Source organism: Bacteroides sp. MSSM.1001136sp1_RTP21357st2_D2_RTP21359_211015, assembly GCF_040913205.1.
Lineage (GTDB): Bacteria > Bacteroidota > Bacteroidia > Bacteroidales > Bacteroidaceae > Bacteroides > Bacteroides ovatus.
The window spans coordinates 1-26,157 of the sequence record NZ_JBDFVF010000014.1 but is presented as its reverse complement, the minus strand read 5'-3'; the positions used below and the strand labels follow the sequence as shown (position 1 = coordinate 26,157).

At 41.8% G+C, this 26,157-nt stretch carries 21 protein-coding genes; 19 read left to right on the top strand and 2 right to left on the bottom strand.

What is annotated here, in order from left to right; all coding sequences use genetic code 11:
- Positions 1–49 precede the first annotated feature (49 nt).
- The 17 genes from AB5217_RS10715 (at position 50) to AB5217_RS10635 (ending at position 21,982) form a co-directional block, all read left to right on the top strand.
- Complete coding sequence (locus AB5217_RS10715) at positions 50–1,597, top strand: DUF4836 family protein (RefSeq protein WP_032843168.1); 1,548 nt, start codon at positions 50–52, stop codon at positions 1,595–1,597.
- Between the two features lie 20 nt (positions 1,598–1,617).
- A complete protein-coding gene (locus tag AB5217_RS10710) occupies positions 1,618–2,262 on the top strand; it encodes an ATP-binding cassette domain-containing protein (RefSeq protein WP_004304608.1) in 645 nt (214 codons plus the stop codon).
- A gap of 94 nt (positions 2,263–2,356) precedes the next feature.
- Positions 2,357–3,562, top strand: coding sequence for a hypothetical protein (locus AB5217_RS10705; protein ID WP_004309861.1), 1,206 nt, complete (start codon positions 2,357–2,359; stop codon positions 3,560–3,562).
- Positions 3,563–3,585: 23 nt separating this feature from the next.
- Positions 3,586–6,237 carry a TonB-dependent receptor plug domain-containing protein gene (locus AB5217_RS10700; protein WP_004309862.1) on the top strand — a complete coding sequence of 884 codons (2,652 nt, stop codon included), beginning with the start codon at positions 3,586–3,588 and terminating at the stop codon, positions 6,235–6,237.
- A gap of 789 nt (positions 6,238–7,026) precedes the next feature.
- A complete protein-coding gene (gene miaA, locus AB5217_RS10695; protein ID WP_004309863.1) occupies positions 7,027–7,947 on the top strand; it encodes a tRNA (adenosine(37)-N6)-dimethylallyltransferase MiaA in 921 nt (306 codons plus the stop codon).
- A 58-nt stretch (positions 7,948–8,005) separates the two neighbouring features.
- Positions 8,006–8,932 carry a diacylglycerol/lipid kinase family protein gene (locus AB5217_RS10690; RefSeq protein WP_004301802.1) on the top strand — a complete coding sequence of 309 codons (927 nt, stop codon included), beginning with the start codon at positions 8,006–8,008 and terminating at the stop codon, positions 8,930–8,932.
- A 75-nt stretch (positions 8,933–9,007) separates the two neighbouring features.
- On the top strand, positions 9,008–9,808 hold the full coding sequence (gene kdsA, locus AB5217_RS10685; protein ID WP_008650894.1) for a 3-deoxy-8-phosphooctulonate synthase: 801 nt from the start codon (positions 9,008–9,010) through the stop codon (positions 9,806–9,808).
- A gap of 81 nt (positions 9,809–9,889) precedes the next feature.
- Complete coding sequence (locus AB5217_RS10680; RefSeq protein WP_004309865.1) at positions 9,890–12,727, top strand: M16 family metallopeptidase; 2,838 nt, start codon at positions 9,890–9,892, stop codon at positions 12,725–12,727.
- A gap of 23 nt (positions 12,728–12,750) precedes the next feature.
- The gene (locus AB5217_RS10675) at positions 12,751–14,244 is read left to right on the top strand and encodes a DUF5687 family protein (RefSeq protein ID WP_004304601.1); all 1,494 of its coding nucleotides are present in this window, start codon (positions 12,751–12,753) and stop codon (positions 14,242–14,244) included.
- A 38-nt stretch (positions 14,245–14,282) separates the two neighbouring features.
- Positions 14,283–14,990 carry an ABC transporter ATP-binding protein gene (locus tag AB5217_RS10670; RefSeq protein ID WP_032843113.1) on the top strand — a complete coding sequence of 236 codons (708 nt, stop codon included), beginning with the start codon at positions 14,283–14,285 and terminating at the stop codon, positions 14,988–14,990.
- Between the two features lie 31 nt (positions 14,991–15,021).
- The gene (locus AB5217_RS10665; protein ID WP_004304600.1) at positions 15,022–15,594 is read left to right on the top strand and encodes a C40 family peptidase; all 573 of its coding nucleotides are present in this window, start codon (positions 15,022–15,024) and stop codon (positions 15,592–15,594) included.
- A gap of 26 nt (positions 15,595–15,620) precedes the next feature.
- On the top strand, positions 15,621–16,505 hold the full coding sequence (locus AB5217_RS10660; protein WP_004304599.1) for a TraB/GumN family protein: 885 nt from the start codon (positions 15,621–15,623) through the stop codon (positions 16,503–16,505).
- Positions 16,506–16,543: 38 nt separating this feature from the next.
- Positions 16,544–17,182 carry an HAD-IA family hydrolase gene (locus AB5217_RS10655; protein ID WP_004309869.1) on the top strand — a complete coding sequence of 213 codons (639 nt, stop codon included), beginning with the start codon at positions 16,544–16,546 and terminating at the stop codon, positions 17,180–17,182.
- Between the two features lie 194 nt (positions 17,183–17,376).
- Complete coding sequence (rplU, locus tag AB5217_RS10650) at positions 17,377–17,694, top strand: 50S ribosomal protein L21 (protein WP_004316691.1); 318 nt, start codon at positions 17,377–17,379, stop codon at positions 17,692–17,694.
- Between the two features lie 21 nt (positions 17,695–17,715).
- Complete coding sequence (gene rpmA, locus AB5217_RS10645; RefSeq protein ID WP_004301792.1) at positions 17,716–17,979, top strand: 50S ribosomal protein L27; 264 nt, start codon at positions 17,716–17,718, stop codon at positions 17,977–17,979.
- A gap of 269 nt (positions 17,980–18,248) precedes the next feature.
- The gene (gene serS, locus AB5217_RS10640; RefSeq protein ID WP_032846181.1) at positions 18,249–19,523 is read left to right on the top strand and encodes a serine--tRNA ligase; all 1,275 of its coding nucleotides are present in this window, start codon (positions 18,249–18,251) and stop codon (positions 19,521–19,523) included.
- Positions 19,524–19,681: 158 nt separating this feature from the next.
- Positions 19,682–21,982 (top strand): bifunctional dihydroorotate dehydrogenase B NAD binding subunit/NADPH-dependent glutamate synthase, encoded by a 2,301-nt coding sequence (locus AB5217_RS10635; protein ID WP_032846183.1) that lies wholly within the window; start codon positions 19,682–19,684, stop codon positions 21,980–21,982.
- Positions 21,983–22,128: 146 nt separating this feature from the next.
- Here AB5217_RS10635 and panD read toward each other — a convergent pair whose 3' ends face one another.
- A complete protein-coding gene (panD, locus tag AB5217_RS10630) occupies positions 22,129–22,482 on the bottom strand; it encodes an aspartate 1-decarboxylase (RefSeq protein WP_004301789.1) in 354 nt (117 codons plus the stop codon).
- A gap of 18 nt (positions 22,483–22,500) precedes the next feature.
- Positions 22,501–23,346: a pantoate--beta-alanine ligase gene (gene panC / locus AB5217_RS10625; protein WP_004301788.1), complete on the bottom strand. Its 846-nt coding sequence runs from the start codon at positions 23,344–23,346 to the stop codon at positions 22,501–22,503.
- 142 nt (positions 23,347–23,488) lie between these two features.
- On the opposite strand from panC, the gene AB5217_RS10620 reads away from it, so the two are divergent.
- Both AB5217_RS10620 and AB5217_RS10615 read left to right on the top strand, forming a co-directional pair.
- The gene (locus AB5217_RS10620) at positions 23,489–24,322 is read left to right on the top strand and encodes a glycogen/starch synthase (RefSeq protein WP_004304593.1); all 834 of its coding nucleotides are present in this window, start codon (positions 23,489–23,491) and stop codon (positions 24,320–24,322) included.
- 22 nt (positions 24,323–24,344) lie between these two features.
- Positions 24,345–26,054, top strand: coding sequence for a DUF4270 domain-containing protein (locus AB5217_RS10615; protein WP_032854787.1), 1,710 nt, complete (start codon positions 24,345–24,347; stop codon positions 26,052–26,054).
- Positions 26,055–26,157: the final 103 nt, after the last annotated feature.

Genomic DNA, 26,157 nt, shown 5'->3' with positions numbered 1-26,157 from the left:
GCAGTAAATGTCTGAATCAATGATTATACAACTTTTAAATAACATAAGTATGGCAAAGAAAACGATTTCACGACTCTCGGTACTGGCAGTACTGATTGTTTTTCTGGCAGCATGTTCCAAAACATCGGAATATACAAATGTGATACCGGCTGACGCTTCGGTAGTTGCCTCTATCAACCTTAAATCCCTCGCAAGCAAAGCGGGATTGGATGATAAAGAGAATGAAGCTGCTAAACAAAAAGTACTGGAAGCACTGAAAAGCGGAATGAATGCGGCCACATTCCAACAACTGGAAAAGGTTATGAAGAATCCGGGCGAATCGGGAATCGATGTTGAATCTCCATTCTATGTGTTCTCTTCATCTTCTTTCCCTTATCCTACTGTTGTAGGTAAAGTGAACAATGAAGATAAGTTGCATGCTTCACTCGACGTGATGGCAAAAGAACAGATCTGCCAACCGGTAGGCGAAGCTGACGGTTACAGTTTTACAACGATGAACAGCGGTTTGCTTGTTTTCAATAGTTCTACTATATTGGTAGTCAATGTCAGCGGAACAACTCAAACTGATAAAGCCAAAGAAGCCATTACTAATTTGTTGAAACAGACAGCAAGCAATAGTATCGTGAAATCAGGAGCTTTCCAGAAAATGGAGAAACAGAAAAGTGATATTAACTTCTTTGCTTCCATGACAGCTATTCCTTCAACCTACCGCGATCAGATAACCATGGGATTACCTACTGAAGTGAAAGCGGAAGACATCACTCTGATAGGAGGACTGAACTTTGAAAAAGGAAAGATTGCCCTCAAAACAGAAAACTATACTGAAAACGAAGCAGTGAAAGCTCTCCTAAAAAAACAAATGGAATCTGTTGGAAAAGCGAACAATACTTTCGTTAAATACTTCCCGGCTTCTACCCTGATGTTCTTCAACGTAGGTGTAAAAGGAGGCGAACTGTATAACCTGTTGAGCGAAAACAAGGAATTCCGCAACACAGTATCTATCGCTAAGGCAGACGAAGTAAAAGAGTTGTTCAGCTCGTTCAATGGTGATATTTCTGCAGGATTAATCAACGTAACGATGAGCAGTGCTCCCACTTTCATGATGTACGCTGACGTGAAGAACGGCAATGCTCTTGAAATGATTTACAAGAACAAGGAATCATTGGGATTGAAGAGAGGGGAAGATATCATGCAACTTGGCAAAGACGAATATGTCTACAAGACAAGAGGCATGAATATATTCTTCGGCATCAAGGATAAACAAATGTATGCAACCAATGATGAGTTACTCTACAAAAACGTAGGTAAAGCTGCCGACAAATCAGTCAAAGATGCTCCTTATGCATCGGATATGAAGGGAAAGAGCCTATTTATAGCAATCAATGCCGAAGCAATCCTCGATCTGCCTATCGTTAAAATGGTAGCAGGTTTCGGAGGACAGGAAGCTAAGACATATATCGAACTGGCCAACAAGGTTTCTTACCTGTCCATGAGTTCGGAAGGGAAAGTCAGCGAGATCGACCTCTGCCTGAAAGACAAAGATGTAAATGCCCTCAAACAAATTGTAGACTTTGCCAAGCAATTTGCCGGCATGTAATAAATGTATAAACCAACGGTATGAATAGTATTCACTTACAGCAAACACTTCCCCAAGTGTTTGCTGACCGTAATTCGGTGACTTCGGACGTATGGCATCAGGATCTTTTCTTCCGGAAAGGAGAAATGTATCTGATTGAAGCTGCTTCCGGCACCGGCAAATCTTCGTTGTGCAGCTATATCTATGGCTACCGCAACGACTATCAGGGGATTATTAATTTCGATGAAACCAATATCAAAGCATACTCCGTGAAGCAATGGGTCGACCTGCGAAAGCATTCACTAAGTATGCTTTTTCAAGATTTACGCATCTTCACCGAACTTAGCGCTCTTGAAAATGTGCAATTGAAGAATAACCTCACCGGATGCAAAAAGAAAAAAGAAATCTTATCGTTCTTCGAACAACTGGGGATCGCAGATAAAATAAATGTGAAAGCCGGCAAGCTATCTTTCGGACAGCAACAGCGCGTCGCCTTTATCCGGGCGCTCTGCCAGCCGTTCGACTTTTTATTTCTGGATGAACCGATCAGCCACCTGGACGATGATAACAGCCGCATCATGGGTGAACTTATCATCGCCGAAGCAAAGGCACAAGGAGCCGGAGTGATCGCCACTTCCATCGGTAAACATATCGAGTTGCCTTACAACCATACACTTCAACTGTAGTAAGCTGGTTAATAACAGGTAGCAGGTAATAAACAACCTCTTTTCACAGCATCATTTCAAATCGTAAATCGTAAATTGTAAAATCGTAAATAAAATGCCAACTCTTGTCTGGAAGCTTCTCCGCCAACATATCAGTATCGGTCAATTAGCCGGTTTCTTTTTAGCCAACCTATTCGGCATGATGATTGTATTGCTTAGCGTACAGTTTTATAAAGATGTCATTCCGGTATTCACCGAAGGAGACAGCTTTATGAAAAAGGATTTCATCATAGCTACAAAGAAAATCAGTGCTCTCGGTTCTTTTGCAGGAAAGAGTAATACATTCTCTGCCGAAGAAATTGCGGATCTGAAAAAGCAACCGTTTACCAAAACAATAGGAGCTTTCACTCCTTCTCAATTCAAAGTTTCAGCAGGATTGGGAATGAAGGAAGCCGGTATTCATCTTTCCACAGATATGTTTTTTGAGTCTGTTCCCGATGAGTTTGTCGACATCAAACTCGATAAATGGCATTTCGATGAACACACACATACCATACCCATTATCATTCCGCGCAACTATCTGAACCTTTATAACTTCGGTTTTGCGCAAAGCCGCAGCCTCCCCAAACTATCGGAAGGGTTAATGAGTCTGATTCAAATGGACATTATGATGCGTGGCAACGGACGGGTGGAACAGTACAAAGGAAACATTGTCGGTTTCTCCAATCGTCTGAATACGATTCTTGTTCCCCAGTCCTTTATGAAATGGGCTAATGAGAATTTCGCACCGAATGCAGAAGCCCAACCGGCACGATTGATTATCGAGGTTAGCAATCCGGCAGATTCCGCCATCGCCAGTTATTTTCAGAAGAAAGGATATGAAACGGAAGATGGTAAGCTGGATGCCGGAAAAACAACTTATTTCCTCCGTCTTATCGTAGGTATTGTATTGGGAGTGGGTTTATTTATCAGTATCCTTTCATTCTATATACTGATGTTGAGCATCTTCCTGCTTTTACAAAAGAATACAACCAAGCTGGAAAGTCTATTACTAATCGGATACAGTCCCAACAAGGTAGCATTGCCTTATCAGTTGCTCACGGTAGGATTGAACGTTATTGTGCTTGTATTATCCATCGGATTAGTCTCCTGGTTGCGCAGTTATTACATAGACAGTATCCGCATCCTATTTCCACAGCTGGAAACCGGATCATTATGGGCAGCAATCAGTATGGGTATTCTATTATTTATCGTTGTATCGGTGATTAACATACTGGCAGTAAAAAAGAAAGTGCTTTCGATCTGGATGCACAAATCATAGATGTAGAATCAAACACATAACGTATGAAAAACAAAACTACATTTTCTATCCATAGAGGCTTAATAGCTTTCTTTTTCGGAATACTGTTCTGTTTTGCCCCATTGTCAGGGCAAAACGTACAAGATACAATTATTGCGTATTTTAATCTACTGGAAAAAGTCCCACAGGAGAAACTCTACTTACATCTGGACAAGCCCTTTTATGGGGCAGGAGAAAAAATATGGTTCAAGGGATATCTGGTAAACTCTGTTACACATCAAGATAATACACAAAGCAACTTCATCATTACAGAGCTTGTCAACCGTTCCGACTCTATTGTAGAACGGAAAAAGATCCGTAGAGATTCATTGGGTTTTCATAATGCTTTCACCCTCCCTCCCACTCTCCCTGCAGGTGATTATTATTTGCGGGGATATAGCAACTGGATGCTTAATCAGGAACCGGAATTCTTTTATTCACGCAATCTGAAAATCGGTAATTCGATTGATAATACGATTGTTTCAAATATTGAGTATCAGCAAGAAGACGAATCACATTATACAGCCAAGGTAAGATTTACCAGCAATACCCAAGAGGCTTTCGGAAATACTGCCATCCGCTACCGCTACATTGAAAACGGAAAGATTAAAGATAAAGGTAAAAGAAAGACAGACGAGAATGGGTTGATTTCTATTTCCCTGCCGGATTTGAAGCCTATTGCCACACGCCACATTGAAGTAGAGTTCGATGATCCCCAATATATTTATAAAAAGACTTTCTATCTGCCTTCGTTTACAAAAGACTTTGATGTTAAGTTCTTCCCGGAAGGAGGTGCTCTCCTGACCGTTGCTCATCAGAATATAGCTTTCAAGGCTCAAGGATCGGATGGCTTTTCTACAGAAATAGAAGGATTCCTGTTCGATGCCAACGGAGACACATTGACAGCTTTCCGCTCGGAGCATGACGGCATGGGAGTTTTCACACTGAATCCGACTGTGGGAAACTCTTACTATGTGATTGCCAAATCCGGTGACGGTATCAGTAAACGATTCGACCTCCCAGCTGTAGAAGAAAAAGGAATCACACTTTCCATGACACATTATAAAAAGGAAATCCGTTACGAAATCCAGAAAACAGAAGCTACCGAATGGCCTCAAAAGTTATTCTTGATTGCGCACACTCGTGGAAAGCTGGTCATCCTGCAGCCAGTCAGTATCGACAGGACTTTTGGAAGAATGAACGACAGTTTATTCAACGCAGGCATCACCCATTTCATGCTGATCGACCAACAGGGCAACGCACTTAGCGAATGCCTGGTTTTCATACCCGACCGGAATCCGCATCAATGGCAAATTCTTGCAGATAAGCCGACATACGGAAAAAGAGAAAAGGTATCCCTGCAAATTTCAGCAAAAGACGATAACGGTACTCCGGTAGAAGGTAGTTTTTCCATCAGCATTACCGACAGAAAGAGTATCCGCCCGGATTCGCTTGCTGACAATATCGTATCGAATTTTCTATTGACCTCCGACTTAAAAGGATATGTAGAAAATCCCGGATATTATTTTTTGCAGCAAGACCTCCGGACTCTCCGCACGGTAGACTTCCTGATGATGACGCACGGATGGCGCAGACACCATATCCAGAATGTACTGACTGCACCTTCAATGAACCTCACCAACTATATGGAAAAGGGGCAAACTATCAGCGGACGTATCAAAGGTTTCTTTGGAGGTAACGTTAAGAAAGGACCTATTTGTATTCTGGCTCCCAAACAGAACATCATCGCCACTACCACCACAGACGAAAAAGGAGAGTTTATCGTGAACACATCTTTCAGAGATAGCACGACTTTCCTTGTTCAGGCACGTACCAAAAGAGGATTTGCCGGAGTGGACATCGTGATTGACACTCCTCAATACCCGGCAACTTCGCACAAGTCTCCTTTCCATGATGGAACAGCAACGTTTATGGAAGATTATTTGCTCAACACCCGCGACCAATATTACATGAAAGGTGGAATGAGAGTGTACAATCTGAAAGAAGTGGTAGTCACTGGAAGTCGTAAAAAGGCCAGTTCAGAAAGTATTTACACAGGAGGTATCAACACCTACACGATCGAAGGGGACAGACTGGAAGGATTCGGTGCGCAAACAGCTTTTGATGCAGTTACCAGACTTCCGGGCATTAGCGTGACAAACGGAAATGAAATACATATCCGCAACAATCCCGAGCAACCTGTCATTGTTGTTGACGACGTGGTGTATGAAGACGATAACGACATCTTGACCATGATACAAACCAGTGATATGTCGAGCTTGAGCCTTCTTCGCGGTGCCGATGCAGCGATCTTAGGTTCCCGCGGTTCGGCAGGTGCTATCGTTATTACGCTGAAAGACGGCAAAGATATCCCGGCAAGACCGGCACAAGGTATTATCACGTGCACTCCACTAGGGTACAGCGACTCGGTCGAATTCTACCATCCGACTTATGATACGCCCGAAAAAAAGAATGACCAACGCTCGGATTTACGAAGTACGATCTATTGGAATCCTACCCTTCAACTGGATGCCAATGGAAAAGCAACTATCGAATACTATACTCCGGACAGCACTGCACCGGAAGATATAACCATAGAAGGTGTGGATAAAAACGGAAAGGTATGCCGAATCATACAGACAATAAACAACAGATAAATGTGGAAATGATTTTGAATGCTAGGTTTATAGACTTACGCAAGTAAGCACAACTCTATTAAGGCACCTTTATCTTTATTCTATCAAGCAGGTATACATCTGTTAAGCTACCGATATCATTCATTCACCACGGCCGTGGTGAGATCTTCCCACGGCCGTGAGAAGAAGCTACCACGACTGTGGGAAGAAGCTACCACGGCCGTGGAGAACTAACAAGAACGGTACTCTAGCAGAACAATAAAGGCACTCTAGCTGAACAATGCCAGTATCTTTAAGCTACTTTACCCGTATCTCCGTGTTATTCTATCAGCATACTAGAGTTATCACACCTGATTTTTCAACACAACCTTAGTGGTAATATAACGTAAAAACATACAGATATACAGAAGTTATCACAAAAATAGCATCATGATAAAAAAGGAGATAAACAACTGTTTATCAAATAGTTACACTATTTAATCAGCAAAAACAAAGCTGACAATAAAAAAACAAGACCTTTATTGTCAGCCTATTGTCAGCTCCTATCATCAGCCATATTCCACTAAAAATCAAAAGATTAGCTACTATCATGACAGATTGACAATAAAAACAACACAAATATCATAGTAGATAATATCAGATGGCGGTATTCTCATACACTTCATTATTATTAGATTGAATACCACCAATTAGAGGTTAAAATACAAATTAACCTTCCCTATCCCCCTTATTAATCTTGATAAAAAAGCGATTGAATACCAAACAGGTTAAAAATATTTCGTAATTTTGCAGATATAAAAGAATGAAGCTATGCCGGACTATGATTTAATCGCCATACTCGGACCTACAGCCTCGGGTAAAACTCCCTTTGCCGCTGCCTTGGCCTATGAACTCAACACAGAAATTATCAGTGCCGATTCCCGTCAGATATATAGAGGAATGGATCTCGGTACAGGAAAAGATTTGGCCGACTATACCGTAAACGGACGTACAATCCCCTATCATCTGATTGACATCGCAGACCCCGGATATAAATACAATGTGTTTGAATATCAACGTGATTTCTTGAATTCTTACGAAAGCATCAAACAAAAAGGCTGTCTTCCCGTTTTATGTGGAGGGACAGGTATGTATCTGGAATCCGTGTTGAAAGGATATAAACTGATGCCCGTACCGGAAAATCAGGAATTACGCAACCGTTTGGCAAATCATTCGCTGGAAGAGTTGACGGAAATGCTAAGTCAATACAAGGTTTTGCATAACTCTACCGATGTGGATACCGTAAAACGGGCGATACGTGCGATAGAAATTGAAGAGTATTATGCAGCCCATCCGGTTCCCGAAAGAGAATTTCCGGAACTGAACAGTCTCATCATCGGAGTGGACATTGACCGGGAACTGCGCCGTGAAAAGATCACCCACCGATTGAAACAACGATTGGATGAAGGAATGGTGGACGAGGTAAGACGATTGATCGAACAGGGAATTACACCGGACGATCTCATCTACTATGGACTGGAATACAAATACCTGACATTATACGTCATAGGCAAACTGACTTATGAAGAAATGTTCAATGGTTTGGAGATAGCCATCCATCAGTTTGCCAAGCGACAAATGACCTGGTTCCGCGGCATGGAAAGAAGAGGATTTACGATCCATTGGATGAATGCAGAGCTGCCAATGGAAGAAAAGATAGCTTTTGTAAAAGAGAAACTGCAAGGGAATTAGTATCTTTGGCAGTTATTATAGTGCGATTTTTAATACACAATAGGATAGATAAACAAATATGAGTGTAGAACCGAAGAAATGGGGAGTGATTTACAACCCAAAAGCTGGTACCCGAAAGGTAAAGAAGCGCTGGAAAGAAATTAAGGAGTACATGGACAGTAAAGGTGTAGACTATGACTATGTACAATCCGAAGGTTTCGGTTCGGTAGAGCGTCTCGCTAAAATTTTGGCCAACAATGGTTATCGCACGATTGTCATTGTGGGAGGTGATGGGGCATTGAACGATGCCATCAATGGCATTATGCTATCCGATGCCGAAGACAAAGAGAACATCGCCCTCGGCATGATTCCGAACGGTATCGGAAATGACTTCGCCAAATATTGGGGACTTAGCACCGAATACAAGCCGGCTGTCGACTGTATCATCAATCATCGGTTGAAGAAAATAGATGTAGGCTACTGCAACTTCTACGACGGAAACGAACACCAGCGTCGCTATTTCCTCAATGCCGTTAATATCGGACTGGGAGCACGAATCGTTAAAATCACCGATCAGACCAAACGTTTCTGGGGGGTGAAGTTCCTTTCATACGTTGCTGCCCTGTTCTCCCTCATTTTCGAACGGAAGCTCTACAGAATGCATCTCCGCATCAATGATGAACATATCCGTGGACGCATCATGACCGTATGTATAGGCAGTGCCTGGGGATGGGGACAAACTCCCAGTGCCGTTCCATACAACGGATGGCTGGATGTATCTGTAATCTACCGCCCGGAATTCCTGCAAATTATTTCCGGACTATGGATGCTGATTCAGGGAAGAATCCTGAATCACAAAGTGGTGAAAAGCTACCGGACGAGAAAAGTAAAGGTACTCCGGGCACAGAATGCAGCGGTGGATTTGGACGGGCGTTTGTTGCCTAAACATTTTCCTTTAGAAGTAGGCGTGCTCCCGGAAAAGACAACGCTTATCATCCCCAACTAATCAGGATCACTCCCCCCAAGGAGAGAGACATATACTCACAATCTAATTGATAATTTGTAATTGGTAAATAATAAAATGATAGAACTTAAGAACAACCCCACCGGCAACTTTTTCCTGTTGGCCGGTCCGTGTGTGATAGAAGGTGAAGAAATGGCAATGCGCATTGCCGAACGAGTAGTAAAGATCACCGAAGCACTGCAAATACCTTATGTATTCAAAGGTTCTTACCGTAAGGCAAACCGCTCACGTCTGGATTCGTTTACCGGCATTGGCGATGAGAAAGCACTCAAAGTATTGAGAAAGGTACATGAGACTTTCGGAGTCCCCACCGTAACCGATATCCATACCGCAGATGAAGCTGCAATGGCAGCCGAATACGTGGACATACTTCAAATCCCGGCTTTTCTTTGTCGCCAGACCGACTTGTTGGTTGCCGCAGCCAAAACCGGAAAAACGATTAACATCAAGAAAGGACAGTTCCTTTCACCGCAGGCAATGCAGTTTGCTGCCGACAAAGTGGTGGAAGCCGGAAACAAGAATGTGATGCTTACCGAACGTGGAACAACTTTCGGCTATCAAGATCTTGTTGTAGACTACCGTGGTATCCCCGAAATGCAGTCATTTGGCTATCCGGTGATTCTGGATGTCACTCACTCCTTGCAGCAACCCAACCAAACCAGTGGGGTAACAGGAGGAATGCCGCAGTTGATAGAGACTGTCGCCAAAGCAGGTATCGCCGTAGGTGCCGACGGAATATTCATCGAAACACATGAAAACCCTGCCGTAGCCAAAAGCGATGGTGCCAATATGTTAAAGTTAGACCTTCTGGAAGGACTGTTAACTAAGCTAGTCAGGATACGGGAAGCTATAAAATAACTCTTTTCCCTGTCTATTTGTGATTTACAACCAAGCACAACGACAAATAACACAGAAATATTTATTTAAACTAAATAGAACATGAAACATTTATTACGTGGATTATTTATTGCAGTCCTTTTTATATGCTGCAATTTCCAGCTCGCACTTGCACAACCCATGCAAGAGTTACCTGTGGACAAGAATGTTCGTATCGGTAAACTAGACAACGGGCTTACCTATTACATTCGCCACAACGCCCTTCCCGAAAAACGAGTTGAATTCTACATCGCCCAGAAAGTAGGTTCCATTCTTGAGGAACCACAACAACGTGGTCTGGCACACTTTCTGGAGCACATGGCTTTCAACGGAACAAAGCACTTCCCAGGTGATGAAACCGGACTTGGCATCGTGCCCTGGTGTGAAACAAAAGGTATCAAATTCGGCACGAACCTGAATGCATATACCAGTGTCGACCAGACGGTGTACAACATCAGCAACGTACCAACTGAAAATATAAACGTGGTAGACTCTTGTCTGCTGATCCTTCACGACTGGTCGAACGCTATCAACCTTGCCGACAAGGAAATTGACAAAGAGCGTGGTGTTATCCGCGAAGAATGGAGAAGCCGCAACAGTGGTATGCTTCGCATCATGACTGATGCACAGTCGACTCTGTATCCGGATTCTAAATATTCAGACTGTATGCCTATCGGAAGTATTGATGTTATCAACAACTTCCCTTATCAGGATATCCGCGATTATTATGCGAAATGGTATCGTCCGGACTTACAAGGAATCGTTATTGTAGGTGATATCAATGTAGATGAAATTGAAGCTAAACTGAAAAAGGTATTTGCAGATGTAAAAGCTCCGGTAAACCCGGCCGAACGTATCTACTATCCAGTGGCAGATAATCAGGAACCGCTTATCTATATCGGTACAGACAAGGAAGTGAAGAATCCTTATGTGAACATCTTCTTCAAACAAGACGCTACACCGGATTCTTTGAAAAACACCATTGCTTATTATGCTACTCAGTATATGGTCAGCATGGCTATGAATATGCTGAACAACCGTTTGAACGAACTCCGTCAAACCGCTAATCCTCCTTTCACTAGTGCAAGCGCAGAATATGGAAACTATTTCCTTGCCAAGACTAAAGAAGCACTCGCACTTGATGCAAGCAGCAAAATAGACGGTATCGATTTAGCAATGAAAACTGTTTTGGAAGAAGCGGAACGTGCACGCCGCTTCGGATTTACCGCTTCAGAATATGAACGCGCACGCGCCAACTATTTGCAAGCCGTAGAATCTGCTTACAACGAACGTGAAAAGACTAAAAGTGGTTCTTACGTCAACGAATACGTTAACAATTTCCTTGAAAAAGAACCGATTCCGGGAATTGAAGTTGAATATACACTGGTAAACAAACTGGCTCCGAATATCCCTGTAGAAGCTGTCAATCAGGTGATGCAACAACTAATCACTGACAACAATCAGGTGGTTTTGCTGGCCGGTCCGGAAAAAGAAGGAGCAAAATACCCTACTAAAGAAGAAATTGCTGCTTTATTGAAACAAATGAAGTCATTCGATCTGAAACCTTATGAAGATAAAGTTTCTAACGAACCGCTGATCTCTGAAGATATTAAAGGCGGTAAGATTGTTTCTGAAAAAGCTGGCGAAATCTATGGTACAACTAAGTTGGTACTTTCCAACGGCGTAACCGTATATGTGAAACCAACTGATTTCAAGGCTGACCAGATTGTAATGAAAGGTGTAAGCTTCGGTGGTACCAGCGTATTCCCGAACGAAGAAATTATCAATATCTCTCAATTAAACGGAGTAGCTCTAGTAGGTGGAATCGGTAATTTCAGCAAAGTAGATCTGGGTAAAGCTTTGGCTGGCAAACGTGCAAACGTAGGTGCGGGTATCGGCAACACTACGGAAACTGTTTCCGGTAGCTGTGCTCCGAAAGACTTTGAGACAATGATGCAGCTTACTTATCTGACTTTCACATCTCCGCGTAAGGATAACGAAGCATTCGAATCTTACAAGAACCGTTTGAAAGCTGAACTTCAAAATGCAGACGCTAACCCGATGACTGCTTTCAGTGACACTATTACAAGCGTACTATACGGTCACCATCCACGCGCTATCAGAATGAAAGAAAACATGGTAGACCAGATCAACTATGACCGTATTCTTGAAATGTACAAAGACCGCTACAAAGATGCAAGTGATTTCACTTTCTTCCTGGTAGGAAACGTAGACTTGGCTACAATGAAACCGTTAATCGCCAAATATCTGGGAGGTCTGCCATCTATCAACCGTAAAGAGACTTTCAAAGATAACAAGATGGACATCCGCAAGGGAGAGATCAAAAATGTATTTGCGAAAGCACAGGAAACTCCGATGGCTACCATCATGTTCCTTTATAGCGGCACTTGCAAATATGACTTGCGCAACAATGTCCTGCTTAGCTTCTTAGATCAGGCTCTGGATTTGGTTTACACTGCTGAAATCCGTGAAAAAGAAGGAGGTACATACGGTGTAAGCTGTAACGGAAGTCTTGGTAAATACCCGAAAGAGGAACTTGTTCTTCAGATTGTATTCCAAACTGACCCTGCCAAGAAAGATAAATTGTCTGCTGTTGTTGTAGAACAACTTCACAAAATGGCAAAAGAAGGTCCGTCTGCCGAACACATGCAGAAGATCAAAGAATATATGCTGAAGAAGTATAAAGACGCCCAGAAAGAAAACGGCTACTGGCTTAATAATATGGACGAATACCTCTACACGGGTGTAGATAATACAAAAGACTATGAAAAGTTGGTCAACAGCATTACAGCGAAAGAAGTGCAAGACTTCCTCGCCAAATTGCTGAAACAGAACAACGAAATTCAAGTCATCATGACCGTGCCGGAAGAAAACAAATAAAAATTCTCTAGTATATCTACCGAATGATGATATTCAACGAATTACGCAAACATGGAAGGCTTGCCGCCAAACGGCATCCGATGTATGAAAAGAACAAAGTTGCTAAAATACTCGGTTATGTCATGGGCGCATTCTGGGCTGGTTACCTGATATTCTTCGGTACGACGTTCGCGTTCGGATTTTCTGATATGGTTCCCAACCGGGAACCATATCATGTGATGAACGCAGTGGTTCTGATCTTTATCCTGGCACTGGACTTTCTGTTGCGTGTTCCGTTTCAAAAAACACCGACGCAGGAGGTAAAACCTTACCTCCTGCTGCCGGTTAAACGAATTCGTGTCATCGACTTTTTACTAATCCGCTCGGGACTAAGCCTGTTCAACCTGTTCTGGTTGTTTCTGTTTGTCCCTTTTTCCTTCATCACTATTACCAAGTTTTTCGGTATCCCCGGTGTCATCACCTATCTTATCGGTATCTTGCTATTGATTATTGCCAATAATTACTGGTACTTGCTTTGCCGCACTCTTATCAACGAACGTATTTGGTGGATTCTATTACCTATTGCTTTCTACGGTGGAATAGGTTGCCTTCTTTTTATTCCCGAAGATAGTCCTCTCTTCTATTTCTTCATGGATCTGGGAGACGGATACATACAGGGCAACATTCTCTATTTTCTCGGCACCATACTTGTGATTGCCATTTTATGGTTGATTAACCGCAAGATCATGTCCGGACTTATCTATGCAGAGCTGGCAAAAGTAGAAGATAGTCAGATTAAACATGTCTCCGAATATAAATTCTTCGAACGCTACGGGGAAGTTGGCGAATATATGAGGCTGGAACTGAAAATGCTTTTACGCAACCGCCGCTGCAAAGGTGCATTACGCAATATCGCAATTGTAGTGGTGGCTTTCTCCGTCGCACTTAGCTTTTCCAGTGTCTACGACGGGAATTTCATGACTTCTTTCATCTGTGTATACAACTTTGCCGTATTCGGAATGATTATCCTTTCACAGATTATGTCATTCGAAGGTAATTACATTGATGGCCTGATGTCTCGTAAAGAATCAATTATGAGTCTACTGAAAGCCAAATATTACACATACAGCATTGGCGAAATCATACCTTTCATACTCATGATTCCCGCCATCATCATGAATAAACTCACTTTACTGGGCGCCTTCGCCTGGTTTTTCTATACCATCGGCTTTATTTATTTCTGTTTTTTCCAACTGGCTGTCTACAACAAACAGACGGTCCCCTTAAACGAGAAAGTGGCAAGCCGACAAACGAATAGCGCTATACAGATGGTGGTTAATTTCGCTGCTTTCGGTGTGCCTCTCATCTTATACAGTCTATTAAATGCATTTTTAGGTGAAACAATCACTTACATTATTCTGTTAGTTGTCGGTCTCGGATTTACCCTGACTTCTCCTTTATGGATTAAAAATGTATATCATCGTTTCATGAAACGGCGATACGAAAACATGGAAGGCTTCAGAGACAGCCGCCAATAAACGCTCATGAATCATTAACCATATAAACATTGAAGATCATGATTATCATTGACAAACTTAAAAAGAATTTCGGTGAGAAGATTGCCGTAGACATAGAACACTACGAAATCAATCAAGGCGATATGCTCGGATTGGTGGGAAACAACGGTGCCGGTAAAACAACTCTCTTCCGAATCATGCTGGATCTGTTAAAAGCAGACGATGGTAAGGTGATTATTAATGATATTGATGTCAGCCAAAGCGAAGACTGGAAAAGCATTACCGGTGCTTTCATTGACAATGGTTTTCTGATTGATTATCTCACTCCGGAAGAATATTTCTATTTCATCGGAAAGATGTACGGACTAAAGAAAGAAGAAGTGGACGAACGTCTGATTCCTTTCGAACGTTTTATGAGTGGAGAAGTGATCGGGCACAAGAAGCTAATCCGTAACTACTCCGCAGGTAACAAGCAAAAGATCGGAATTATTTCTGCCATGCTTCATTACCCGCAATTACTGATACTGGACGAACCATTCAACTTTCTCGATCCAAGTTCTCAGTCTATCATCAAACATCTGCTCAAGAAATATAATGAGGAGCATCAAGCTACGGTTATCATATCCAGTCACAATCTCAATCATACCGTAGATGTATGTCCGAGGATTGCTTTATTGGAACACGGTGTCATCATCCGGGATATTATCAACGAGGACAACTCCGCAGAGAAAGAACTGGAGGATTATTTTAATGTAGAAGAAGAGTAAACGGTAAATAGGGAATGATAAAATAATTATGATGAGATATATAACAGAAAAGTCTGATACCCATAAGTCTAGTATAAAGAAACCTAATAGAAAGAAAAGATACTTCCTGCAATTCATCCTTTTATTAGGACTGGTTGCCAGCCTTAGTTCCTGCCGCACTTCCGCACCCCGGCTGGATTATCAAGCATTGGCGCGAGCTTCTATATTGTTGGGGGTAGATATTAATATGGAGGATAACCATAAGCTCTATCTGGAAGCAGCCGACTGGATAGGGGTTCCCTATCGTGGTGGAGGTGATTCGAAACGAGGAGCCGACTGTTCGGGATTAGTTTATCAAGTGTACCGTAAGGTATACCGCACCCAAGTGCCGCGTAACACGGAAGATCTAAAAAAAGAAAGTAATAAAGTCGCCAAACGGAATCTCCGGGAAGGAGACTTGGTATTCTTCACCAGCAGTCGTTCAAAAAATAAAGTAGCTCATGTAGGCATTTACCTCAAAAACGGTAAGTTTATTCATTCCAGCACCAGTAAAGGAGTGATCGTCAGCAACTTGAACGAGAACTATTATACCAAACACTGGATAAGCGGCGGCAGGATACGTTAATTATCAACTTCTAATGATATAAAATTATGAAATCATTCATCGGAGCAGTTCTATTTATTTGCGTGGCATTCAGCGCCAATGCACAGCTTTTATGGAAAGTGTCCGGCAACGGACTGAACCAACCTTCCTACATCATAGGCACTCACCATCTAGCACCGTTCAGCATCATGGATAGCATTGCCGGACTTAAAAAGGCTATGAATGAAACTCAACAAGTATATGGAGAGATGAAAATGTCGGAAATGCAATCGCCTGCCACCATGGAAAAGATGCAAAAGGCAATGATGATTGAAAGTGATACCACGCTAAACTCTCTCCTTTCTCCGAAAGACTTTGAGACTGCTAATAAATTCTGCAAAGAAAACCTGATGGTAGATTTAAATATGGCTCCGAAGCTAAAACCTGCCTTCTTATTAAATAATGTAGTGGTGATGGCTTACGTAAAACATATAGGGAAATTCAACCCGCAAGAGCAACTCGACACATTCTTTCAAAGCCAAGCCATCCAAAACGGAAAAAAGGTGGACGGACTGGAAACTGCAGAATTCCAATTCAATCTGCTTTTCAATGGCAGTTCACTACAACGGCAAGCACAACTATTAATGTGCACTCTTAACCATATAGAGACTGAAGTAGAAAACCTGAAAAGGCTCACAAACGCCTACATGAACCAAGATCTGAACACCATGCTTAAAATCAGTGAAGAACGTAAAGGCGATCAATGTGACGCACTTCCCGGCGAAGAAGATGTCCTAATTTACAACCGTAATAAAGCATGGGCTGAAAAACTACCGGCAATCATGAAGGCTGCCCCGACTTTTGTTGCAGTAGGCGCCCTGCACCTCCCCGGAGAAAAAGGATTATTAAACTTACTAAAAAGACAAGGATACACGGTAGAAGCTGTGAAATAAGAAAAGTATTTAGTACTTTTGCGGAAAAGTTTTCCCCAATGAACTACAAAACCTATTTATTCGATTTCGACTACACACTAGCCGATTCGTCGCGTGGTATCGTTAAGTGTTTCAGAATTGTGCTTACCCGGCATCAGTATTTAACCGTTACTGATGAAGCTATCAAGCGTACAATCGGCAAAACATTGGAAGAATCATTCAGTATCCTTACCGGAATTACCAACCCGGCACAGCTGGAGGCCTTCCGGCAGGAGTACAGACTGGAAGCTGATGTACACATGAATGTAAATACCCGTCTTTTTCCCGACACATTGTCTACACTGAAAGAATTGAAGAAACGGGGTGCCCGCGTCGGAATTATCTCTACCAAGTATCGTTTCCGGATATTGAGTTATCTGGAAGAATTTCTGCCTAAAGATTTTCTTGATATAGTAGTGGGAGGAGAAGATGTAAAAGCACCGAAACCTTCGCCGGAAGGAGTTAAATTTGCATTGGAACATCTGGGAAGTAGCCCCGAAGAGACATTGTATATTGGAGATAGCACCGTAGATGCCGAAACAGCGCAGAATGCAGGAGTCGATTTTGCAGGTGTGCTGAACGGAATGACAACGGGAGAGGAACTTCGTGTTTATCCACACAAAATCATTATGCAGAATTTAGGAGAATTAGTCCAATAGGCTACAATGAGAGCTAAAATGCTCATTTATTTGCCGTAATCATTTTATCTCCTATAAAAAATAAAAGAAATATTTGTCGGGAACGAATAAAAATAGTACTTTTGTGCCCGATTATTCCGCAACGGGTTCGATAAAGAGTTCTTTAAGTGATTAAAGACCACCCGCCGGAGCTAACTTATACATTTATATATAAGATGTACGCAATTGTAGAGATTAACGGTCAGCAATTTAAAGCAGAAGCTGGTCAAAAGTTGTTCGTTCACCACATCGAAGGTGCAGAAAACGGTTCAACAGTAGAATTTGAAAAAGTTCTTTTGGTAGACAAAGACGGAAACGTAACAGTAGGTGCTCCTACCGTAGAAGGCGCTAAAGTTGTTTGCCAGGTTGTTTCAAACTTGGTTAAAGGCGACAAAGTTCTTGTTTTCCACAAGAAAAGAAGAAAAGGACACAGAAAACTGAACGGCCACCGTCAACAGTTCACTGAATTAACAATTACAGAAGTAGTAGCTTAATCAATTAAAAAGTAAGAAGAAATGGCACATAAGAAAGGTGTCGGTAGTTCTAAGAACGGCCGCGAATCACAAAGTAAAAGATTAGGCGTTAAGATATTTGGTGGCGAAGCTTGCAAAGCAGGTAACATCATCGTTCGTCAAAGAGGTACTGAATTCCACCCGGGTGAAAACATCGGAATGGGTAAAGACCACACTCTTTTCGCTTTAGTAGATGGTACAGTTAGCTTCAAAGTTGGCAAAGAAGACAGAAGATATGTTTCTGTTGTTCCTGCTACTGAGGCATAATTGCACAACTGAAAATATTTAAGAGAAGGAGATGTAATCCATTGGATTACATCTCCTTTCTTTTTAACAACCAGAGTTTTATATATCACTCTAAAAGAGACATGTATGTATCATTCACTGCATATATGTTTATTATACAGCTCAATACATGTATTATATATATCATAGACACATCATATATATTATATATAACACATATATTTGCTTGATTATTCGTTTTTTCTTTATCTTTGTAGCCTTAAATAAGAAAGTTCATAAAAAGTATAGATATGCTTACCATTAAACAAATTACAGAAAACACAGAGGCGGTACTCCGCGGACTGGAAAAGAAGCATTTCAAAAATGCAAAGGAAACGATCGATCAAGTGATCGCTCTTAACGACAAGAGACGTAGCACACAAAATGAATTAGATAAGAATCTGGCAGAGGTTAACTCGCTTTCACGCACCATCGGTCAACTGATGAAAGAAGGCAAGAAAGAGGAAGCTGAGACTGCACGCGCACGCGTTGCCGAACTAAAAGAAGGTAACAAAGAATTAGACGCCGCTATGACACAGGCTGCAACAGATATGCAGAATGTACTTTACACCATCCCCAACATTCCTTACGACAGCGTACCCGAAGGTGTAGGCGCTGAAGATAACGTAGTGGAAAAAATGGGAGGTATGGAAACTGAACTTCCTAAAGATGCACTCCCCCACTGGGAACTGGCTAAGAAATATGATTTAATAGACTTCGATCTGGGTGTAAAAATCACAGGTGCAGGTTTCCCTGTATATAAAGGTAAAGGCGCACAACTTCAACGCGCTCTTATCAACTTCTTCCTGGACGAAGCACGCAAATCCGGATATACTGAAATCATGCCACCGACAGTAGTTAACGCTGCTTCCGGCTATGGCACAGGACAGCTTCCTGACAAAGAAGGACAAATGTATCATTGTGAAGTAGATGATTTATATCTGATTCCAACAGCAGAAGTACCTGTAACCAACATCTACCGTGATGTAATTTTGGAAGAAAAACAGTTGCCAATAATGAATTGCGCCTATACACAATGTTTCCGTCGTGAAGCTGGTTCCTATGGTAAAGATGTGCGCGGACTGAATCGTCTGCACGAATTCTCCAAAGTAGAATTGGTTCGCATTGACAAACCGGAACACTCCAAACAATCTCATCAGGAAATGCTAGACCACGTAGAAGGTCTGTTGCAAAAACTGGAACTTCCATATCGTATCCTCCGCCTCTGTGGTGGTGATATGAGTTTCACTGCTGCCCTTTGTTTCGACTTCGAAGTATATTCAGAGGCACAGAAACGCTGGTTGGAAGTAAGTTCCGTATCCAATTTCGATACCTATCAGGCCAATCGTCTGAAATGCCGTTACCGTAATGCAGAAAAGAAAACCGAACTCTGCCACACACTAAACGGTTCAGCATTAGCACTGCCACGTATCGTTGCTGCCCTACTCGAAAACAACCAGACTCCGGAAGGCATTAGAATTCCGAAAGCGTTGGTTCCGTACTGCGGCTTCGACAAGATAGACTAAGACTTGATCTGACAGACTAATAAAAGCACCCTTATATAGAGAGCCACTCATCAAAAGAGTGGCTTTTCTTTTATATTTCGCAAATAAGCTGTATCTTTGCCAAAATTTATATCATTCTGATAGCAGTTACGTAATAAAAACAACAAATTAATTAGATAATGAACAAAATCATTAGCAAGGAACGCTTTTCTGAAAAAGTATTCAAATTTGAAATTGAAGCTCCTTTAATTGCTAAATCTCGTAAGGCCGGACACTTCGTCATCGTACGTGTAGGCGAAAAAGGAGAACGTATGCCATTGACTATCGCAGGTTCCGACCTGAAAAAGGGTACCATTACTCTGGTAGTGCAGGAAGTCGGGCTTTCTTCTACCCGTCTCTGCGAGCTGAATGAAGGCGAATCTATCACTGACGTAGTAGGCCCACTCGGACAAGCTACCCATATAGAAAAATTCGGAACAGTAATCTGCGCTGGTGGTGGTGTAGGTGTGGCTCCGATGCTTCCTATCGTACAGGCTTTGAAGGCTGCCGGTAACCGTGTTATCACTGTATTGGCTGGACGCAATAAAGATCTCATCATCCTGGAAAAAGAAATGCGTGAAAGCTCTGACGAAGTAATTATCATGACGGATGACGGTTCTTACGGCCGTAAAGGTCTGGTGACAGCAGGTGTAGAAGAAGTTATCAAACGTGAGAAAGTAGACAAATGTTTCGCTATTGGCCCTGCCATCATGATGAAATTCGTTTGCTTGCTGACTAAAAAATATGAAATTCCGACAGATGTTTCGCTAAATACTATCATGGTGGACGGAACAGGTATGTGCGGTGCTTGCCGTATCACTGTAGGAGGAAAGACTAAATTCGTTTGTGTAGATGGTCCGGAATTCGACGGTCACCAAGTGAATTTCGACGAAATGCTGAAACGTATGGGTGCGTTCAAGAATATCGAACGCGAAGAAATGCATAAGCTGGAATCGGAATGTGAAGCAACCAAAGAAATCGATGAAAAAAGTCGTAATGCTACTTGGAGACAGGAGTTACGCAAATCCATGAAGCCAAAAGAACGTACGGCTATTCCTCGTGTAGAGATGAATGAACTCGATGCTGAATACCGTTCACACAGCCGTAAAGAGGAAGTTAATCAAGGATTAACAGCAGAACAGGCTGTTACAGAAGCCAAACGCTGTCTCGACTGTGCTAATCCTGGATGTATGGAAGGCTGTCCGGTAGGTATTGATATTCCCCGCTTCATTAAGAATATCGAACGCGGTGAGTTCCTCGAAGCTGCTAAAACATTGAAAGAAACAAGTGCGCTCCCTGCAGTTTGCGGTCGTGTGTGTCCGCAAGAAAAACAGTGCGAATCAAAATGTATTCATCTGAAAATGAATGAAAAGCCGGTAGCTATCGGTTATTTGGAACGTTTTGCAGCTGATTACGAACGTGAAAGCGGACAAATCTCCGTACCTGTCATTGCAGAGAAAAACGGCATCAAAATAGCTGTTATCGGTTCAGGACCTGCAGGATTGGCATTTGCCGGAGATATGGCTAAATATGGATATGATGTAACTGTATTTGAAGCGCTGCATGAAATTGGCGGTGTATTGAAATACGGTATCCCCGAATTCCGTTTGCCAAACAAGATTGTAGACGTAGAAATCGACAATCTCGGTAAGATGGGCGTTAACTTCATCAAAGACTGTATTGTAGGAAAAACTATCGGTGTAGAAGACTTGAAAGCGGAAGGTTTCAAAGGAATATTCGTGGCTTCCGGTGCCGGACTGCCAAACTTTATGAATATCCCGGGAGAAAACTCTATCAATATCATGTCTTCAAATGAATACCTCACCCGTGTCAATTTGATGGATGCCGCCAGCGAAGATTCAGACACTCCGGTAGCATTCGGTAAGAATGTGGCAGTAATCGGTGGTGGTAACACAGCTATGGACTCTGTCCGTACAGCAAAACGTCTTGGCGCTGAACGTGCTATTATTATCTATCGTCGCTCGGAAGAAGAAATGCCTGCACGTATCGAAGAAGTAAAACACGCCAAAGAAGAAGGAGTTGAATTCCTCACTCTGCATAATCCTATCGAATATATTGCTGATGAACAAGGTTGCGTAAAACAAGTTATTCTGCAAAAGATGGAATTAGGCGAACCGGATGCTTCCGGACGTCGTAGTCCTGTAGCCATCCCGGGAGCGACAGAAACAATCGATATAGACCTGGCCATTGTCAGCGTTGGGGTATCTCCCAACCCGATTGTTCCAAGCTCTATCAAAGGACTGGAATTAGGACGAAAAGGAACTATCGCAGTAAATGACAACATGGAATCTTCTATCCCAATGATTTACGCAGGTGGTGACATCGTTCGCGGTGGAGCTACCGTAATTCTGGCGATGGGTGATGGCCGTAAAGCTGCCGCTGCTATGAATGAGCAACTGAAAACAAACGCCGGCAACTAACTGCCGCTTATTAACACCCGGGCTAAAACCAACTCACACGTGGGTAGAACATCGATCACCCCCGGCATAAAAAAGTAGAATAAGAAAAGCCCCGTTTACGAACTGTAAACGGGGCTTTTCTCATTTCAAATATCTAAAGATACTTTCTACTTTACCACTTTATTCGTAGCAGGATCAGGGAAAATTACAGCCGGTTTAAACGACTTGGCTTCCTCAAAATCCATCAATGCATAGGACATGATTATCACAATATCATCGGGTTGCACCTTGCGGGCAGCAGCACCATTCAGACAAATTTTGCCCGAACCGCGTTCACCTTTGATAATGTAGGTTTCAAAGCGTTCACCGTTGTTATTATCAGCGATATACACTTTCTCTCCCGGAATCATGTTTGCAGCATCCAACAGGTCTTCATCAATCGTGATACTACCCATGTAGTTCAGATTTGCCTCCGTGACACGTGCACAATGAATTTTCGACTTCAACACTTCAATCATCATAAGGTTTCGTCTTTTTAGTTATTCTTTATATTTAATGTTATCGATCAGCCGGACCTCTCCACAGAACACTGTGATGCATCCTACTGCGTAGGAAGTATCTTCCCAATTGCTAATTTTCTGCAATGTGTTTCCGTCTACGATCTCAAAATACTCCATACGCAAACCCGGAGCGGCTTCAATCGCATCTTCAACCATCTTTTGCGTCTCGCTCACTGTATGAGTGGCTGCAAAGTTACGACTTTTAAATAAGGTGCGAGAAATATTTAAAGCATTTTCACGTTCTTCTGCAGATAAACGTTTGTTCCGGCTACTCAATGCCAGTCCATCTTCCTCACGTACAATTGAACAACCTACAATTTCAAGGTTATATTTCAATTGTCGAACCATCTCACGAATAATCGCTAACTGCTGGAAGTCTTTCTCTCCGAAATATGCACGATCCGGCTGTACAGCATCAAACAGCTTGCTGACAATTTGGCAAACACCGTTAAAATGTCCCGGACGGAAAGCTCCTTCCATCACCGTATCCAATGGTGCATAGCTAAATTGACGGGTATCCGGTTCCGGATACATTTCGCTAACTGAAGGAGAAAAAGCGAAATCCGCCCCGCATTCTTCCAACAAACGGCAATCTGCATCCAATGTACGCGGATATTTCTCCAAGTCATTTTTATCGTTAAACTGTGTGGGATTCACAAAAACACTCACAACAGTTACACCATTCTCACTTACGCTGCGCTTTACCAGAGATGCATGTCCCGCATGTAAAGCACCCATTGTAGGAACCAGTCCCACCTTTTTACCTTGGGCTCTTAGGGCAGTCAATTCTGCCTGTAAGTCCTTGATAGTGTGCACTACTTTCATTTTCGTCAATTGGTTTATGTTTTACTCGTTTGCAAAAACTCTGCAAAATAAACTAATATTTGCCACATAAAGAAAGAATATCTTATTTAATGTGTCTTTTTTTTCGTATCTTTGCAGAATATTATAGTGAACTATTGTTATTATGACAAAGGCGAATAAAGTTTTATTTATTACTCAAGAGATTACACCTTACGTTTCAGAATCCGAAATGGCCAATATAGGTAGAAACCTTCCACAGGCGATACAAGAAAAAGGCCGTGAAATCAGAACCTTTATGCCTAAATGGGGAAATATCAATGAGCGCAGAAATCAACTGCACGAAGTGATCCGCCTCTCTGGTATGAACCTGATTATCGACGATACTGACCACCCCTTGATTATAAAAGTTGCTTCTATCCAATCCGCACGTATGCAGGTATATTTCATCGATAACGATGATTATTTCCAGAATCGTATGCAGACAACGGATGAAAATGGTATAGAATATGATGATAACGATAGCCGTGCCGTTTTCTATGCACGCGGTGTATTGGAAACAGTGAAAAAACTTCGCTGGTGTCCTGATGTCATTCACTGTCATGGCTGGATGACAGCTTTAGCTCCTCTTTATATTAAGAAAGCCTATAAAGACGAACCTTCTTTTCGCGACGCTAAAGTGGTATTCTCTGTTTATGAAGATGATTTCAAGAGTACACTTAGCGACGATTTCGCAGCCAAATTGATGCTGAAAGGTATTTCCAAAAAAGATTTAGGTGATTTGAAAGAGCCGGTAGACTATGCTGCTCTGTGCAAACTCGCCGTTGATTATTCGGATGGAGTCATACAAAACAGCGAAAAAGTAGACGAGTCTATTATTGAATACGCCCGCCAATCTGGCAAACTGGTGCTTGACTACCAGAACCCGGAAAACTATGCAGATGCCTGCAACGAGTTCTACGATCAGGTATGGGATGCGACTGCAAACGAAGAAGAATAAAAAAAATCAAGATACGACGATCATGAAAACAAAATACGCCTTAATAGTTTTACTGGCAATCACCTTTTGGGGTTGTGATGACAACACTGCCGGACTGGGATTGGGAATGTTTCCGGGAAGCGACCAAAATATCAATGGAAAGCTATCTACATTTGATGTAACTACCGAATCCGTTCATGCCGGTGAGATTTATGCAATGACTAATATAGGGTATGTAGGTAAGTTCACTGATGAAATATTTGGAACTTATCAGGCAGGCTTCTTGGCAGAACTCAACTGTCCGTCAGGAATGACATTCCCTGGAGTATATGATGGTACTGCTTTGGACGAAGAGAAGAAAGCTACCCGCGTAATGGTAGGGGATGATAATGAAGATAATAAAGATGTCACATTCATACGTGATGACAACAATAAAATCATTGGTAACATCCACACTATCGAACTTTATTTATGGTATAGCAGTTACTTTGGAGATTCATTAACAGCTTGTCGTTTGAGTGTCTATGAATTGAGCGAGAACTTAGATACTGAACATGCCTACTATACAAATATTAATCCGGAAAACTACTACGATCACGCAGATCCTAATAGCTTATTAGGCACGAAAGCTTATACAGCAGTCGATCTTTCAGTAAAAGACTCTATTCGTAATCTTAGTACGTATGTCCCTAGTGTTCATGTTTCTTTCAGAGACGAAGCTGCCAAGGAAATTGGTAAAGAGATTATAAAAAAAGCCAATGAGTTAGGTGTCAATCTTGACAATAAAGAGTTTAGGAAGATTTTTAAGGGAATTTATGTGAAAAGTGATTACGGTGATGGTACGGTACTTTACATAAATCAAGCTCAAATGAACGTAGTGTATAAATGCTATGCTGTCGATACAATTACTGGTCTTAAATTGCAAAAGAAAGTAGCAGAAGAAAATGGAGAGTATAAAGACTCTACTTACTATGGATATCGTACCTTTGCTACCACTCGTGAAGTTATTCAAGCAAACCAGTTAGAGAATGATAAAGTAGCTATTCAAAATTGCATCAATAAATCTGAATGGACTTATTTAAAAAGTCCAGCTGGAATCTTTACTCAGTTAACTCTCCCTGTTAGTCAAATAGCAGAAAAGCTTCAAGGAGATACTTTGAATGCGGTAAAATTAGGGATTCCTATCTATAATGAAACCAGTGATAAGAAGTTTGGCATGTCTACTCCTAATAACGTTTTATTAATACGTAAAAAATATAAAGATAGTTTCTTCAAAGGTAATCAACTTAGCGATGGTATAACTTCATCTCTATTTAATCCTACTACAACTAACTTTACCCAATATACATTCAACAATATCACTCAAATGATAAATAATTGTTTAGAGGATGGAGAAAGAGAAGAAGCAGAAAAGAAACTCAAGAATGGTACGATAACTCTCCAAATAACTAACTCCGAAGGCAAAACAGAATCTAAAGAGGTTCATAATATTGAAGAATGGGAAAAATATAGTGATTGGAACAAATTCATACTTATTCCAGTACTTGTAACCACAGATGCTTCCTCAAGTAATAGCTATTATGGTTCTTCGAGCAATGTTATTAGCATACAACATGACCTGAAACCTGGCTATGCACGTTTGAAAGGGGGTAGCAAAGGAAGCATACAAGATGCTCAAGGCAACCCTTTATATCCAGAGTATTTACTCAAACTTGAAGTTGTCTCTACAAACTTCGGAACAAAATCGAAATAAAAGACAAGTAAGATAATCTATAAAATAATGAGGTTGTGTCAAAACGCTGACACAGCCTTTTTTATGCGCAAAGCCCAGACTTTCTCAAGCCCGGGCTTTGTTA

Coding starts and splice junctions, on each gene's coding strand:
- AB5217_RS10715 (WP_032843168.1), top strand. CDS start 50: ATGGCAAAGAAAACGATTTCACGACTCTCGGTACTGGCAGTACTGATT.
- AB5217_RS10710 (WP_004304608.1), top strand. CDS start 1,618: ATGAATAGTATTCACTTACAGCAAACACTTCCCCAAGTGTTTGCTGAC.
- AB5217_RS10705 (WP_004309861.1), top strand. CDS start 2,357: ATGCCAACTCTTGTCTGGAAGCTTCTCCGCCAACATATCAGTATCGGT.
- AB5217_RS10700 (WP_004309862.1), top strand. CDS start 3,586: ATGAAAAACAAAACTACATTTTCTATCCATAGAGGCTTAATAGCTTTC.
- miaA (WP_004309863.1), top strand. CDS start 7,027: ATGCCGGACTATGATTTAATCGCCATACTCGGACCTACAGCCTCGGGT.
- AB5217_RS10690 (WP_004301802.1), top strand. CDS start 8,006: ATGAGTGTAGAACCGAAGAAATGGGGAGTGATTTACAACCCAAAAGCT.
- kdsA (WP_008650894.1), top strand. CDS start 9,008: ATGATAGAACTTAAGAACAACCCCACCGGCAACTTTTTCCTGTTGGCC.
- AB5217_RS10680 (WP_004309865.1), top strand. CDS start 9,890: ATGAAACATTTATTACGTGGATTATTTATTGCAGTCCTTTTTATATGC.
- AB5217_RS10675 (WP_004304601.1), top strand. CDS start 12,751: ATGATGATATTCAACGAATTACGCAAACATGGAAGGCTTGCCGCCAAA.
- AB5217_RS10670 (WP_032843113.1), top strand. CDS start 14,283: ATGATTATCATTGACAAACTTAAAAAGAATTTCGGTGAGAAGATTGCC.
- AB5217_RS10665 (WP_004304600.1), top strand. CDS start 15,022: ATGAGATATATAACAGAAAAGTCTGATACCCATAAGTCTAGTATAAAG.
- AB5217_RS10660 (WP_004304599.1), top strand. CDS start 15,621: ATGAAATCATTCATCGGAGCAGTTCTATTTATTTGCGTGGCATTCAGC.
- AB5217_RS10655 (WP_004309869.1), top strand. CDS start 16,544: ATGAACTACAAAACCTATTTATTCGATTTCGACTACACACTAGCCGAT.
- rplU (WP_004316691.1), top strand. CDS start 17,377: ATGTACGCAATTGTAGAGATTAACGGTCAGCAATTTAAAGCAGAAGCT.
- rpmA (WP_004301792.1), top strand. CDS start 17,716: ATGGCACATAAGAAAGGTGTCGGTAGTTCTAAGAACGGCCGCGAATCA.
- serS (WP_032846181.1), top strand. CDS start 18,249: ATGCTTACCATTAAACAAATTACAGAAAACACAGAGGCGGTACTCCGC.
- AB5217_RS10635 (WP_032846183.1), top strand. CDS start 19,682: ATGAACAAAATCATTAGCAAGGAACGCTTTTCTGAAAAAGTATTCAAA.
- panD (WP_004301789.1), bottom strand. CDS start 22,482: ATGATGATTGAAGTGTTGAAGTCGAAAATTCATTGTGCACGTGTCACG.
- panC (WP_004301788.1), bottom strand. CDS start 23,346: ATGAAAGTAGTGCACACTATCAAGGACTTACAGGCAGAATTGACTGCC.
- AB5217_RS10620 (WP_004304593.1), top strand. CDS start 23,489: ATGACAAAGGCGAATAAAGTTTTATTTATTACTCAAGAGATTACACCT.
- AB5217_RS10615 (WP_032854787.1), top strand. CDS start 24,345: ATGAAAACAAAATACGCCTTAATAGTTTTACTGGCAATCACCTTTTGG.